Raw genomic sequence first — 13,422 nt, 5'->3', positions numbered from 1 at the left:
CGCCGGCCGCGCCTGTGGTGACGAACCGCAAGCGCCGGCGCATCGCCGCATGAATCCGCTTCCCCACGCCCGACAGGATTTCCCGATGCCTATCCGCTTTCGCCGAGCCGCCGTCGCGATCGTCGCATGCGCCGCCCTCGCGGGTGCACTGCCGCGCGCCGCGTTCGCGCTGACGGCCGCCGATACCGCCGCGCTCGCCGGCGACGACTTCGACGCGAAGACGGCCGCGATCGACCGGCTCGCCGCCGATGCCGATCCGCGCGCCGTTGCCGTGCTCAACGCGCTGTCGACCGGCGACGCGCTCGCGACCGGCGACGGCCGCCTGCTGATCCAGGCCGGCGACACGGCGCACGACGCGCTCACGCAGGCCGCGACGCCGGCCGGTGACGCGCAGCCCGTGATGCTGAACAACCTGCTGCGCACGAAGATCGCGGGCGCACTGTCGGGCCTCGCGCTTGCATCGCCCGACGTCGCCGCGCGACGCGACGCGATCGATGCGCTGCTGAAGTCGCCCGACCCGGCACTCAAGCCGATGATCGACCGCGCGCGCGCAAAGGAAACCGATCCCGCGCTGAAGCGCCGCCTCGATGCACTGTGGGCGATCGCCGCGCTGCACGATGCCGATCCTGCGAAACGCCTCGAAGCCGTGCAGGTGGTGGCCGCTCGCCACGACCTCGACATGATCGAACAACTGCGCCCGCTCGTCGCGAAGAACGCCGACGGCAGCTACGCGGAGCCCGACGCGCGCGTGCGCGATGCCGCACAGCAGGGGCTCGACGCATTGCACTCGCTGCAGCGCCGCGGCGAGATCGTCGGCACGCTGTTCGCGGGCCTGTCGCTCGGCAGCGTGCTGCTGCTCGCCGCGCTCGGCCTCGCGATCACGTACGGGCTGATCGGCGTGATCAACATGGCGCACGGCGAATTCCTGATGATCGGTGCGTACGCAACCTATGTCGTGCAGACGCTGATCCAGCGCTACGCGCCCGGCGCATTCGACTGGTATCCGCTCGTCGCCGTGCCCGCGTCGTTCGCGACGGCCGCGCTCGTCGGCATCGTGCTCGAACGGCTCGTGCTGCGACACTTGTACGGCCGCCCGCTCGAAACATTGCTCGCGACCTTCGGCGTGAGCCTGATCCTGATCCAGGCGACGCGCATGCTGTTCGGCGCGCAGAACGTGCAGGTCGTGAACCCGTCGTGGATGAGCGGCGGCGTGACCGTGATGCAGAACCTGATCCTGCCGTACAACCGGCTCGCGATCCTCGCGTTCGCGCTTGCGGTGGTATTCGTCGCATGGGCCGTGCTGACGAAGACGCGGCTCGGCCTGTTCGTGCGCGCGGTCACGCAGAACCGCCGGATGGCCGCATGCGTCGGCGTGAAGACCGCGCGCGTCGACGCGTATGCGTTCGCGTTCGGCGCGGGCATCGCCGGCCTCGGCGGCTGCGCGCTGTCGCAGATCGGCAACGTGGGCCCCGATCTCGGCCAGAACTACATCATCGATTCGTTCATGGCGGTCGTGCTCGGCGGCGTCGGGCAGATCGCCGGCACCGTGCTCGGCGGCTTCGGGCTCGGCCTCGCGAGCAAGGCGATCGAGCCGTTCTGGGGCGCCGTGCTCGCGAAGATCGCGGTGCTCGTGATGATCGTGCTGTTCATCCAGAAACGTCCTCAGGGCATGTTCGCCCCGAAGGGCCGCAGCGCGGAGGCTTGACGTGACTTTCATTACCGATTCGATGTCGAAGCCGGTCGCCGACGCACCGAAGCCCGCTGCCGCCGCACGCGCGGCAGACGGCTTCGCGCTCGGCCTGCCGCCGCGCCCTGCGCTGCTGTCGCGCCGCGCATGGCTCGCGCTCGTCGCGCTGTGCATCGCGATCGGCATCGGCGTGCCGCTCGCCGCGCTCGTCGCGCCCGAAGCGAGCGCGTTCCATCTGTCCGCTTACGCGATGACGCTCGCCGGCAAGCTGATGTGCTACGCGATCGCCGCGCTCGCGCTCGATCTCGTATGGGGCTACTGCGGGATTCTTAGCCTCGGCCACGGGCTGTTCTTCGCGCTCGGCGGCTATGCGATCGGCATGTACCTGATGCGCGAGATCGGCCGCGACGGCAAGTACGGCAGCGACCTGCCCGACTTCATGGTGTTCCTCGACTGGCACCAGTTGCCGTGGTACTGGAGCGGCACGCAGCATCTCGCGTGGGCGCTCGCGCTCGTCGTGCTCGTGCCGGCCGTGCTCGCGTGGGTGTTCGGCTTCTTCACGTTCCGTTCGCGCGTGAAAGGCGTGTACCTGTCGATCATCACGCAGGCGCTGACGTTCGCCGCGATGCTGCTGTTCTATCGCAACGAGACGGGCTTCGGCGGCAACAACGGCTTCACCGACTTCAAGCGCATCGCGGGTTTCGCGATCACGTCGCCCGGCACGCGCACGGTGCTGTTGCTGCTGACGTTCGCGACGCTGGTGCTCGCGTTCATCGCCGCGCGCGCGATCGTCACGAGCAAGCTCGGGCGCGTCGTCACCGCGGTGCGCGACGGCGAGACGCGGCTGATGTTCCTCGGCTACAGCCCGCTCGCGTACAAGCTGTTCGTGTGGACCGTGTCGGCCGTGCTGTGCGGCATCGCGGGCGCCCTGTACGTGCCGCAGGTTGGCATCATCAATCCCGGCGAGATGTCGCCCGGCAACTCGATCGAAATGGCGATCTGGGTCGCGGTAGGCGGGCGCGGCACGCTGATCGGGCCGATCGTCGGCGCGTTCGCGGTGAACGGCGCGAAGAGTTTCTTTACCGCGTACTTCGCCGAATACTGGCTGTTCTTCCTCGGCCTGATCTTCGTGCTCGTGCCGCTGCTGCTGCCGCGCGGGATCATGGGCCTCGTCGAAACCGTGCTCGCGAAGGGGAAACGTGGATGAACGGAACAGCCCTCTATCAATTCACGCCGCCGCCGGAAGACGAGCTGCTGGCCGTCAGCGGCACCGCTTCGATGGGCCGCGTCGTGCCGCCCGGCATCGACACGTCGCACGGCACGATCCTCTACCTCGAGGATATCGAGGTGAGCTTCGACGGCTTCCGCGCGCTGAAGAAGCTGTCGCTCGCGATCGACGCGGGCGAGCTGCGCTGCGTGATCGGCCCGAACGGCGCGGGCAAGACCACGATGATGGACGTGATCACCGGCAAGACGCGCCCCGACGCCGGCAAGGTGTTTCTCGGCCAGACGCTCGACCTCGCGCGGATGAGCGAGCCCGAGATCGCGCGCACCGGCATCGGCCGCAAGTTCCAGAAACCCACCGTGTTCGAACAGCATCCGGTATGGGAAAACCTCGAACTCGCGATGCAGACCGACAAGGGCTGGCTCGCATCGCTGCGCGCGCGGCTCGACCACACGGCACAGGCGAAGATCGAGGAGACGCTCGCGCTGATCGGCCTCGAAAGCCACGCGTACCGCGCGGCCGGCGAGCTGTCGCACGGGCAGAAGCAGCGGCTCGAGATCGGCATGCTGCTGATGCAGCGCCCCGCGCTGCTGCTGCTCGACGAGCCGGCAGCCGGGATGACCGACCACGAGACGATGGAACTCGCCGAGCTGCTGAACACGCTGCGCGGCACCTGCTCGATGATGGTCGTCGAGCACGACATGGAATTCGTCGCGGCGCTCGCGGGCGACACGGGCCGCGTGACGGTGATGGCCGAAGGCGCGGTGCTCGCGCAAGGCACGCTCGACCAGGTCAAGCGCGACGACGCGGTGATCGAGTCTTATCTCGGACGTTGAAACGATGCTGAAGATCGAAGCACTGAACCAGTACTACGGCGGCAGCCATATCCTGCGCAACGTGAACCTCGCCGCCGACGACGGCAAGCTCACCGTGCTGCTCGGCCGCAACGGCGTCGGCAAGAGCACGTTGCTGCGCTGCCTGATGGGCGTGGTCGCCGCGAAGAGCGGCACCGTGTCGTGGCGCGGCACGGCGCTCGGCGCGCTGCCGCCGTATGCGCGCGTCGCGGCCGGGCTCGCGTACGTGCCGCAGGGCCGCGACATCTTTCCGCGGCTGACCGTCGAGGAAAACCTGCTCGTCGGCGCGGCGAGCCGCAAGGCGCCGTCGAAAGTGCCCGACCGCATCTACGACCTGTTCCCGGTGCTGAAGGACATGCGCGCGCGGCGCGGCGGCGACCTGTCGGGCGGCCAGCAGCAGCAGCTCGCGATCGGCCGCGCGCTGATGAGCGAGCCGCAGTTGCTGATCCTCGACGAGCCGACCGAGGGCATCCAGCCGTCGATCATCCAGGACATCGGCCGCACGCTGCGCCAGCTCGTCGACGAATCGAACATGACCGTGCTGCTCGTCGAGCAGTATTACGACTTCGCCCGATCGATCGCGGACCGCTACTGGGTGATGAGCCGCGGCGAGATCGTCGCGGGCGGCGACGCACGCGACATGGAGACGAACGGCGTGCGCGAGCTGATCGCGGTGTGACGCGCGGCACGGCAGCGGGCACGGCCGGCCGGTTCGCGGCGCGGCCGCACGCGGCGCTTTCAACGAACGCGGCATCTGGATTATTGTTCCGGTAGCATCCACGTCCTTCGCGCCCGTTTCTCTCGTTTCCCGCTCGCCGCCGATGTCCGCCCCCGATTCCCACGCCCCGCTGTCCCGCCCCGCCGTCGCCAAGTCATGGCGCGGCCGCCTAGAACTCGGCTTCGAGCGGCACGGCGCGCGCACGACGCTCGCGCACCGGCTGCACGACGGCCCGCTGCGCGTGCAGCGGCCGCTGTACCCGGAAGGCGACGCGATCTGCCATGCGGTGATCGTCCACCCGCCTGGCGGCGTCGCGGGCGGCGACCGGCTCGACATCGACATCGCGCTCGGCGACGGCACGCACGCGGTGCTGACGACGCCCGGCGCGACCAAGTGGTACAAGTCGAACGGCCTCGACGCGACGCAGCGCATCGGCATCGCGGTCGGCGAGCACGCGAAGCTCGACTGGCTGCCGCAGAACAACCTGTTCTTCGACGCGGCGCACGCAGCGCTCGATTTCACGGTGACGCTCGGCGCGGGCGCGAGCGCGATCGGCTGGGACGCGACGCAGCTCGGCCGGCAGGCGGCCGGCGAAACCTGGTCGGCGGGCCGCATCGCGTCGACCTCCGCGCTCGTCGGTGCCGACGGCCGGCCACTGTGGACCGAGCGCGCGCTGCTCGACGCGCGCGATCCGCTGCGCGGCGCGCTACAGGGCCTCGCAGGTTTTCCCGCCTACGGCACGCTGTGGGCCGCCGGCGCCGCGTGCGACGCCGCACTGGCCGAATTGCTCGCCGCGCGGATGCCGTTCGACGATACGCTGCGCACGGGCGCAACCTGCGTAACGCCCGGCGTCGTGCTCGTGCGCGCGCTGTCGACGTCGATGGAAGCGCTGCAGCGCCACTTCACCGATTGCTGGCTGCAGTTGCGGCCGATCGTGCACGGCGTCGACGCACGGCCGCTGCGTCTCTGGCAAACCTGAGCGCGCCCGCGCCACGCACCGTTTCGGCGCATCCCCGCATCAGGCGCTGCACGTTACCCATGCACCGCGCACCACGAACGCGCATTGCGCTGCGTTCCATGCACATGGCACGCGCCTTGCTGCTTACATAACCGATACACGGCGCGCGCAAAACGGCGCGGTGCTACGATGACCCGCACGTCCGCCCGGTTGCGCGCGTACCGATAAAAATTACGTTTTCCTGAACGTTTGCCTTCATGAAACTGACTCCCCGAGAAAAGGACAAGCTGCTGATCTTCACGGCGGCGCTGCTGGCCGAACGCCGTCGCGCGCGCGGCCTGAAGCTCAACTATCCGGAGGCGGTCGCCTTCATCACCGCCGCGCTGATGGAAGCCGCGCGCGACGGCAAGACGGTTGCCGAGGTGATGCACTACGGCACGACGCTGCTCACGCGCGACGACGTGATGGATGGCGTGCCCGAAATGATTCCCGACATCCAGGTCGAGGCGACCTTCCCCGACGGCACGAAGCTCGTGACCGTTCATCATCCGATTCCGTGAGGCAACGCATGATCCCCGGCGAAATCCTCACCGACGACGGCGAGCACGAACTGAACGCGGGCCGCGAAACGCTGACGCTCGTCGTCGCGAACACCGGCGACCGCCCGGTGCAGGTCGGCTCGCACTACCACTTCTTCGAAGTCAACGACGCACTGTCGTTCGACCGCGCAGCCGCGCGCGGCTTCCGGCTCAACATCGCGGCCGGCACGGCCGTGCGCTTCGAGCCGGGCCAGACGCGCACGGTCGAGCTCGTCGCGCTCGCGGGCGATCGCGCCGTCTACGGTTTTCAGGGCAAGGTGATGGGGCCGCTCTGAGCGACGCCTCACGCCCGTCTCTTCAGGAACAGCACGACATGACACTACGCTTGAGCCGCCGCGCGTACGCGGAAATGTTCGGGCCGACGACGGGCGACCGCGTCCGGCTCGCCGATACCGAACTGCTGATCGAGATCGAACGCGACTTCACGACCTACGGCGAGGAAGTGAAATTCGGCGGCGGGAAAGTGATCCGCGACGGGATGGGCCAGTCGCAGCGCGTGGCCGCCGACGTGCCCGACACGGTCATCACGAACGCGGTGATCCTCGATCACTGGGGCATCGTGAAAGCCGACATCGCGATCAAGCACGGCCGCATCGCCGCGATCGGCAAGGCCGGCAATCCCGACATCCAGCCGGGCGTGACGATCGCGATTGGCGCCGCGACCGAAGTGATCGCCGGCGAAGGGCTGATCGTGACCGCGGGCGGCATCGACACGCACATCCACTTCATCAGCCCGCAGCAGATCGACGAGGCGCTCGCATCGGGCGTCACGACGATGCTCGGCGGCGGCACGGGGCCGGCCACCGGCACCAACGCGACGACCTGCACGCCGGGCCCGTGGCACATGGAGCGGATGCTGCAGGCGGCCGACGGCTGGCCGATCAACCTCGGCTTTCTCGGCAAGGGCAACGCGAGCCTGCCGCAGCCGCTCGTCGAGCAGATCGCGGCCGGCGCGATCGGCCTGAAGCTGCACGAAGACTGGGGCACGACGCCCGCCGCGATCGACAACTGCCTGTCGGTGGCCGACGACACCGACACGCAGGTCGCGATCCACACCGACACGCTGAACGAAGCCGGCTTCGTCGAATCGACGGTTGCCGCGTTCAAGGGCCGCACGATCCACACGTACCACACCGAAGGCGCGGGCGGCGGCCATGCGCCCGACATCCTGAAGGTGTGCGGCGAGGCGAACGTGCTGCCGTCGTCGACCAACCCGACGCGCCCGTACACGATCAACACGCTCGACGAGCATCTCGACATGCTGATGGTGTGCCATCACCTCGATCCGTCGATCGCCGAGGATCTCGCGTTCGCCGAATCGCGCATTCGCCGCGAGACGATCGCGGCCGAGGACATCCTGCACGATCTCGGCGCGCTGTCGATGCTGTCGTCCGATTCGCAGGCGATGGGCCGCGTCGGCGAAGTGATCATCCGCACCTGGCAGACCGCGCACAAGATGAAGGTGCAGCGCGGCGCGCTGCCCGAAGACGGCGCGCGCAACGACAACTTCCGCGCGAAGCGCTACGTCGCGAAGTACACGATCAACCCGGCGATCACGCACGGGATCGCGCACGAAGTCGGTTCGATCGAGCCCGGCAAGTGGGCCGACCTCGTGCTGTGGGAGCCCGCGTTCTTCGGGATCAAGCCGTCGATGATCCTGAAGGGCGGGATGATCGCGGTCGCGCAGATGGGCGACCCGAACGCGTCGATCCCGACGCCGCAGCCCGTCCACTATCGCGAGATGTTCGCGACGCGCGGCGGCGCGCTCGCGCGCACGTCGCTGACCTTCGTGTCGCAGATGGCGGCCGATGCGGGCATCGCGGAGCGCTACGGCCTTGCAAAACGGATCGTGCCCGTGCGCAACTGCCGCAACGTGACGAAGGCCGACATGATCCACAACGCATGGCGCCCGTCGATCAGCGTCGATCCCGAAACCTACGACGTGATCGCCGACGGCCAGTTGCTCACCTGCGAGCCGGCGACGGTGCTGCCGATGGCGCAGCGCTATTTCCTGTTCTGATTTCCGGTTTTCGTTTTATGCGCACCCTCGACAAACGCATTGCCCCGAACGTGAAACTCGCCGCGTCGCTCGTCGCGCGCGCACCGACGCTCACGCTCGCGTATGACGCCCGCTGCAAGAGCCGCCTCGCGGCGACGCTCGACACCGGCGAGGACGTCGCAGTGCTGCTGCCGCGCGGCACCGTGCTGCGGGACGGCGACGTGCTCGTCGCCGACGACGGCGCGCTCGTGCGCGTCGCCGCGGCGCCCGAAGCCGTACTGCTCGTACGCGCGATCGATCCGCTCACGCTGATGCGCGCCGCGTACCACCTCGGCAACCGTCACACGCCGGTCGAGATCGGCGACGGCTACCTGAAGCTCGAAGCCGATCCGGTGCTCGCGGACATGCTGCGCCGGCTCGGCACGCAGGTCGAAACGTCGAGCGCGCCGTTCCAGCCGGAAGCCGGCGCATACGGCGGCGGCCACAAGCACGGGCACGACGCGACGTTCGCCGAGGACTATGCGCTCGCGCAGCAGGTATTCGGCGAACACCACGGGCATTCGCATTCGCACGATCACGATCACGATCACGATCACGATCACGATCACGATCACGATCACGATCACGATCATCAGCATGGTCCCGGATGCACGCACGGCCACGGCCATGACCACCACTGAACTCGTCGCGCTGCTGCACCTCGCGTCGCCGGCGCTGCCGATCGGCGCGTACAGCTATTCGCAGGGCCTCGAAGCCGCGCTCGACGCGAACCTGATCCACGACGCCGATTCCGCGCGCGACTGGATCGCGAGCGGCCTGACCGACGTGCTCGCGCACGGCGAGCTGCCGTTCCTCGCGCACCAGCTCGCGCGCTGGCATGCGCATGACGCGAACGCGCTCGCCGCCGAAAATGCGTGGTTCATCGCGAGCCGCGAATCGGCGGAACTGCGTCGCGAGACCGAACAGATGGGCTGGTCGCTCGCGCAGCTCTGCGCGTCGCTCGAATGGGGCGATGCCGCGCGCCGCGCGACGCTCGCATCGATGTCGCCTATCGCGCTGCCGACCGCATTCGCATACGCGGCCGCCGCGCACGATGCCGGCGCCGACGCGACGCTCGCCGCGTACGCCTTCGGCTGGGTCGAGAACCAGACATCCGCCGCGCTGAAGGCCGTGCCGCTCGGCCAGCTCGCCGGGCAACGCATCATCGTCGCGCTGCGCGGCGCGATCGACGCGGCCGTGCGCCGCGCGCTTGCGACGCCGCCCGATGCCGTCAACACGTTCGCGCCGCAGCTCGGCATCCTGTCCGCGCGGCACGAAACCCAGTACTCGCGGTTGTTCCGCTCCTGAACACGACGCTACCCGCCATGAACGCACCTGCTCCCTCCTCCGCCCGCCGCACGAAGAAACTGCCGCCGCTGCGCGTCGGCATCGGCGGCCCCGTCGGCTCCGGCAAGACCACGCTGCTCGAAATGCTGTGCAAGGCGATGCGCGACAAGTACGACCTCGTCGCGATCACCAACGACATCTATACGAAGGAAGACCAGCGGCTGCTGACCGTTGCGGGCGCGCTGCCCGAGGAGCGCATCATGGGCGTCGAGACGGGCGGCTGCCCGCACACGGCGATCCGCGAGGATGCGTCGATCAACCTCGAGGCCGTCGACCGGATGCTGTCGCGCTTTCCCGACGCCGACATCGTGTTCATCGAATCGGGCGGCGACAATCTCGCGGCGACGTTCAGCCCCGAGCTGTCGGACCTGACGATCTACGTGATCGACGTCGCGGGCGGCGAGAAGATTCCGCGCAAGGGCGGCCCCGGCATCACGAAGTCCGACCTGCTCGTGATCAACAAGACCGATCTCGCGCCGCTGGTCGGCGCGAACCTCGACGTGATGGCGTCCGACACGAAGAAGATGCGCGGCGAGCGGCCTTACGTGATGACGAACCTGAAGGCGCTCGACGGCGTCGCGGACGTGATCGCGTTCATCGAGAAGAAGGGCTTGCTGACGGTCTGAGCAGCGCGGCGGCGGCACACGACGCCGCCACGCATGCCCGGGGCGGCATCGCGCCGCCCTCGCCTATTCGTCGGAAGCGTCCTGCTGCTCACGCTCGCCGCGTTCGGCGGGCGGCAGCAGTGCCGCGAGCACGTCGACCGTGCGCGCGGTCGCGCCGCGGTGACGCGACGCGAAGGCGGCGCCGGCCGCGCCCATCGCGATGCGCCGCGCCTTGTCGGCGAACAGCGCGTCGAGCACGTGCGCGAGATCGAGCGGATCCTCGACCTGCATCGCCGCGCCGGCCGCGACCGCATCGGCGGTCGCCTGCGTGAAGTTGAACACGTGCGGGCCGATCAGCACCGGCACGCCGACCGCGCACGCCTCGATCAGGTTCTGTCCGCCGAGCGGCAGCAGGCTGCCGCCGATGAACGCGACGTCGGCGGCCGCGTAGTACGCGCCGAGCTCGCCCATCGAATCGCCGAGCAGCACCGTCACGTCGCCCGGCAGCGGTTCGGCAGCCGGGTGGCCGGCCGCGAGCGCGGCCGTGTCGGCCGCCCATGCCGAGCGTCGCACGCACTTGAGCCCGCCGCGCTCGACGAGCGCCTCGACCTCGGCGAAACGCTGCGGGTGGCGCGGCACGAGCACCAGCAGCGCGCCGGGCGTGCGCATCGCGGCGAACGCCTGCAGCACCAGCGCCTCCTCGTTCTCGCGCGTGCTGGCGGCAACCCACACGGGCCGCGCGCCTATCGCATCGCGCCACGCATGGCCGCGCGCCGCGAGTTCCGGCGGCGTCGCCATGTCGAACTTCAGGTTGCCGAGCACGGTCACGTTGCGCGCACCGAGCGACGTCAGCCGCTCCGCATCGGCCGGGCTCTGCGCGAGCACGCGCGAGAAGCCGCCGAACACGTCGCGCGTCGCCGCGCCGAACTTCGCCGCGCGCCGGAACGAACGCGCCGACATCCGCGCATTGGTCAGCACGAGCGGCACGTCCGCGCGGCGGCACTCGTCGATCAGCGTCGGCCACACCTCGGTTTCCATCACGAGGCCGAGCGTCGGCCGCCATGCGTGCAGGAAGCGCCGCACCAGGCCCGGCATGTCGTACGGCAGGTAGCAGCGCAGCACGCGATCGCCGAAGATCTGTTCGCCGGTCGCGCGGCCGCTCGGCGTCATGTGCGTGAGCAGAATGCGCGCATCGGGGCGCGCGTGCATCAGCGCATCGATCAGCGGCTGCGCGGCGCGCGTTTCGCCGACCGATACCGCATGCACCCAGATCAGCGGCGCACGGTCGTCGCGCGAGCGGCCCGCCACGCGGCCGAAACGTTCGCCGATGTGCTCGCGATAGCCGCGCTCCTTGCGCGAGCGCACATAAAGCCGGATGACCGCAGCGGGTGCGACGAGCCACCACAGCGCGCGATAGATCGCCCTCAGCATGCGGCGGCCCTCGTATTGCTCCGAAGCAGGTGCGCGCTCAAACCAGCGCCCTGCCCGTCAGGCGCTCGAGAATGCCGAGCGGCGCACATTCGCGGCGGACCATCGCGTCGACCGGCAGGAAGAAGGTCTGCTCGAGCATGAACTGGCCGGACATCACAGCGTGCGAAGTCTGATCCGAGAAACATATCCACACGCTGCCCGGCGGGAACGGCATCGTCTGCTGCGGGCACGTCTTCTGGTAGTCGAGATCGGCCTTCATGCCGTCGTGCAGGTTCAGCATCAGGTGGTCGTACGCGCTGCGCGGCGACTTCGTCACGTGCAGCAGGTTCAGCAGCCACGCGGAACCGGGGAACTGCGGCCTGATGCGCGGCAGGAAACGCTTCGCGACGTCCTCGAACGGCTCGCCCACGCGCCACACGCGCGGCACGCCGGCCGGGTTCACGTTCGTGAACACGCGCAGGATGCGCTCGCCGTAGTTCGGCCGCGACGGGAACGCGTCGACGTGCAGCCGGCTGTCGTCCTTGCGCCACGACGTCTGGCGCGTCTCGACCTGCATCAGCCGCAGGCTCGTCGGCGCGACGCGCAGCTTGCCGCGGTATTCGGGGAACAGGCCGTCGACGAGCGTGCCGGCCTGCTGCTGGAAGCGCGCGACGAGCGCGCGCACGGCCGACTGCGTGACGCTGTCGCCGAGCACGCCGGCGAGCGCGCCGCCGTTCGGCGCGAGGCTGATGTTCTTGCGTTTCGGATCGGCGAGCGCCGGATCGAGCAGCGCTTCCTCGCCGCCTTCGATCGCGAAGCGCAGGTGCGGGAAATACAGCACCTTGCCTTCCTCGACCGCGGCCAGCAGCTGCTCGCGCGGCGCCGACAGGTTGTGTCCGCTCCAGTCGGCGGACGGGACTTCGATGATCTGGGATTCGCTCATGATCGGTTCGCGTAATTGACAGGCGTTACAGGAGACCGAAGCCCGCGAGCGCCGACTTCACCTGCGCGATCGACGGGGGTTGCCCCGCCGTGCCGAGATTGACGACGTTCGGCGACCAGTAGCCGCCGGTCCGCCAGGCCGTCGCGAAATTGTACAGTTCGACCGTCGGACGCTTCAGCGCGGCCGCGATGTGAACCAGACCTGTATCAACCCCGACGGTCGCGGCCGCGCCGTCGATCAGCCCGACCACGGCCGGCAGCGACAGCTTCGGCGGCACGATCGCCGCCGCGCCGAACTCCTTCGCGAGCCGCTCGCTCGTCGCGCGCTCCGCGTCGTTGCCCCACGGCAGCACGAGCGACGCGCCGCGCCGCACGAGCGCCTGGCCGAGCTCGATCCACGCGGCGTCCGGCCACTGCTTGTCGGCGCGCGACGTCGCATGGACGAACACCACGTACGGCACCGGCAAGTTCAGGCCGAGCGCGGCCACCGCGAGCGCCGCCGCGCGCGTGTCGAGGCCGAAGTCGACCGGATCGGCCGGCGTCGGCACCGGATCGCCGAGCGCGGCCGCGACGAGTTGCCGCGAGCGCTCGACGACATGCGTGCGCGGCGCGATCGGCACACGCTTGCGGTAGAAGAAGCGCACGGGCCATTCGTAGCCGGCGCCGTCGGTGCGGTTGCCGAGCCCGACGAGCGGGCCGCGCGCCCAGCTCGCGACCCAGGCCGTCTTGATGAGGCCCTGGCAGTCGATCACGAGGTCGTACTGCTCGGCCGCGAGGCGCCGGCGGAAGGCGCGGATCTCGCGCCACGTGGCGCCCGAGAACGGCTTCTTGCGCCAGCGGCGCAGCGAGAACGGCAGCACCTCGCGCACGCCGTCGACGAGCCGCACGAGGTCGACGAAGCTTTCCTCGACGAGCCAGTCGATCTGCGCATCGGGGTGGCGGCGCCGGATATCGGCGATCACCGGCATGTTGTGCACGACGTCGCCCAGCGACGACACGCGCACGATCAGGATCTTTTGCACGCTGAAAAAACGCCGGC

14 protein-coding genes are annotated in these 13,422 nt (G+C 69.4%); 11 read left to right on the top strand and 3 right to left on the bottom strand.

Annotation, left to right across the window (positions count from 1 at the left end; translation table 11 throughout):
• The first annotated feature begins 85 nt into the window (after positions 1-85).
• The 11 genes from urtB to ureG all read left to right on the top strand — a co-directional run bounded on the left by urtB (position 86) and on the right by ureG (position 10,052).
• On the top strand, positions 86-1,705 hold the full coding sequence (gene urtB, locus FPJ27_RS23330) for an urea ABC transporter permease subunit UrtB (protein WP_204425936.1): 1,620 nt from the start codon (positions 86-88) through the stop codon (positions 1,703-1,705).
• 1 nt (position 1,706) lies between these two features.
• A complete protein-coding gene (gene urtC / locus FPJ27_RS23325) occupies positions 1,707-2,894 on the top strand; it encodes an urea ABC transporter permease subunit UrtC (RefSeq protein WP_204425935.1) in 1,188 nt (395 codons plus the stop codon).
• Positions 2,891-3,748, top strand: a complete 858-nt coding sequence (urtD, locus tag FPJ27_RS23320; RefSeq protein WP_204425934.1) for an urea ABC transporter ATP-binding protein UrtD — start codon at positions 2,891-2,893, stop codon at positions 3,746-3,748. Before urtC ends, urtD begins: the two co-directional genes overlap by 4 nt.
• Positions 3,749-3,752: 4 nt before the next feature.
• Positions 3,753-4,445, top strand: coding sequence for an urea ABC transporter ATP-binding subunit UrtE (gene urtE / locus FPJ27_RS23315; RefSeq protein WP_047900002.1), 693 nt, complete (start codon positions 3,753-3,755; stop codon positions 4,443-4,445).
• Between the two features lie 142 nt (positions 4,446-4,587).
• Positions 4,588-5,463 carry an urease accessory protein UreD gene (locus tag FPJ27_RS23310; RefSeq protein WP_204425933.1) on the top strand — a complete coding sequence of 292 codons (876 nt, stop codon included), beginning with the start codon at positions 4,588-4,590 and terminating at the stop codon, positions 5,461-5,463.
• Between the two features lie 236 nt (positions 5,464-5,699).
• Positions 5,700-6,002, top strand: a complete 303-nt coding sequence (gene ureA, locus FPJ27_RS23305; protein ID WP_006406310.1) for an urease subunit gamma — start codon at positions 5,700-5,702, stop codon at positions 6,000-6,002.
• A gap of 8 nt (positions 6,003-6,010) precedes the next feature.
• Positions 6,011-6,316, top strand: a complete 306-nt coding sequence (locus FPJ27_RS23300; protein ID WP_034182910.1) for an urease subunit beta — start codon at positions 6,011-6,013, stop codon at positions 6,314-6,316.
• A gap of 38 nt (positions 6,317-6,354) precedes the next feature.
• Positions 6,355-8,061, top strand: coding sequence for an urease subunit alpha (gene ureC, locus FPJ27_RS23295; protein WP_204425932.1), 1,707 nt, complete (start codon positions 6,355-6,357; stop codon positions 8,059-8,061).
• A gap of 17 nt (positions 8,062-8,078) precedes the next feature.
• Complete coding sequence (gene ureE, locus FPJ27_RS23290) at positions 8,079-8,720, top strand: urease accessory protein UreE (protein WP_204425931.1); 642 nt, start codon at positions 8,079-8,081, stop codon at positions 8,718-8,720.
• The gene (locus tag FPJ27_RS23285; protein ID WP_204425930.1) at positions 8,707-9,387 is read left to right on the top strand and encodes an urease accessory UreF family protein; all 681 of its coding nucleotides are present in this window, start codon (positions 8,707-8,709) and stop codon (positions 9,385-9,387) included. Before ureE ends, FPJ27_RS23285 begins: the two co-directional genes overlap by 14 nt.
• Before the next feature lie 17 nt (positions 9,388-9,404).
• On the top strand, positions 9,405-10,052 hold the full coding sequence (ureG, locus tag FPJ27_RS23280; protein ID WP_072436159.1) for an urease accessory protein UreG: 648 nt from the start codon (positions 9,405-9,407) through the stop codon (positions 10,050-10,052).
• A 63-nt stretch (positions 10,053-10,115) separates the two neighbouring features.
• On the opposite strand, the gene waaA is transcribed toward ureG, so the two are convergent.
• From waaA to waaC, 3 genes are read right to left on the bottom strand one after another with little or no spacing between them, the layout of a single operon-like run.
• Entirely contained in the window at positions 10,116-11,462 is a 1,347-nt protein-coding gene (gene waaA / locus FPJ27_RS23275; protein WP_204425929.1) for a lipid IV(A) 3-deoxy-D-manno-octulosonic acid transferase, read from the bottom strand.
• A gap of 37 nt (positions 11,463-11,499) precedes the next feature.
• Positions 11,500-12,384: a Kdo hydroxylase family protein gene (locus tag FPJ27_RS23270; protein WP_072436160.1), complete on the bottom strand. Its 885-nt coding sequence runs from the start codon at positions 12,382-12,384 to the stop codon at positions 11,500-11,502.
• Positions 12,385-12,409: 25 nt separating this feature from the next.
• Positions 12,410-13,405 carry a lipopolysaccharide heptosyltransferase I gene (gene waaC / locus FPJ27_RS23265; protein WP_072436161.1) on the bottom strand — a complete coding sequence of 332 codons (996 nt, stop codon included), beginning with the start codon at positions 13,403-13,405 and terminating at the stop codon, positions 12,410-12,412.
• Positions 13,406-13,422 lie beyond the last annotated feature (17 nt).

Source organism: Burkholderia sp. MS455 (assembly GCF_016899445.1).
Taxonomy (GTDB): domain Bacteria; phylum Pseudomonadota; class Gammaproteobacteria; order Burkholderiales; family Burkholderiaceae; genus Burkholderia; species Burkholderia pyrrocinia_C.
This window is presented reverse-complemented; position numbering and strand designations above follow the sequence as displayed.

What these genes read in the sequence shown, in the direction of transcription:
- urtB (WP_204425936.1), top strand. Translation starts at nt 86, where the DNA reads ATGCCTATCCGCTTTCGCCGAGCCGCCGTCGCGATCGTCGCATGCGCC.
- urtD (WP_204425934.1), top strand. Translation starts at nt 2,891, where the DNA reads ATGAACGGAACAGCCCTCTATCAATTCACGCCGCCGCCGGAAGACGAG.
- urtE (WP_047900002.1), top strand. Translation starts at nt 3,753, where the DNA reads ATGCTGAAGATCGAAGCACTGAACCAGTACTACGGCGGCAGCCATATC.
- FPJ27_RS23310 (WP_204425933.1), top strand. Translation starts at nt 4,588, where the DNA reads ATGTCCGCCCCCGATTCCCACGCCCCGCTGTCCCGCCCCGCCGTCGCC.
- ureA (WP_006406310.1), top strand. Translation starts at nt 5,700, where the DNA reads ATGAAACTGACTCCCCGAGAAAAGGACAAGCTGCTGATCTTCACGGCG.
- FPJ27_RS23300 (WP_034182910.1), top strand. Translation starts at nt 6,011, where the DNA reads ATGATCCCCGGCGAAATCCTCACCGACGACGGCGAGCACGAACTGAAC.
- ureC (WP_204425932.1), top strand. Translation starts at nt 6,355, where the DNA reads ATGACACTACGCTTGAGCCGCCGCGCGTACGCGGAAATGTTCGGGCCG.
- ureE (WP_204425931.1), top strand. Translation starts at nt 8,079, where the DNA reads ATGCGCACCCTCGACAAACGCATTGCCCCGAACGTGAAACTCGCCGCG.
- FPJ27_RS23285 (WP_204425930.1), top strand. Translation starts at nt 8,707, where the DNA reads ATGACCACCACTGAACTCGTCGCGCTGCTGCACCTCGCGTCGCCGGCG.
- ureG (WP_072436159.1), top strand. Translation starts at nt 9,405, where the DNA reads ATGAACGCACCTGCTCCCTCCTCCGCCCGCCGCACGAAGAAACTGCCG.
- waaA (WP_204425929.1), bottom strand. Translation starts at nt 11,462, where the DNA reads ATGCTGAGGGCGATCTATCGCGCGCTGTGGTGGCTCGTCGCACCCGCT.
- FPJ27_RS23270 (WP_072436160.1), bottom strand. Translation starts at nt 12,384, where the DNA reads ATGAGCGAATCCCAGATCATCGAAGTCCCGTCCGCCGACTGGAGCGGA.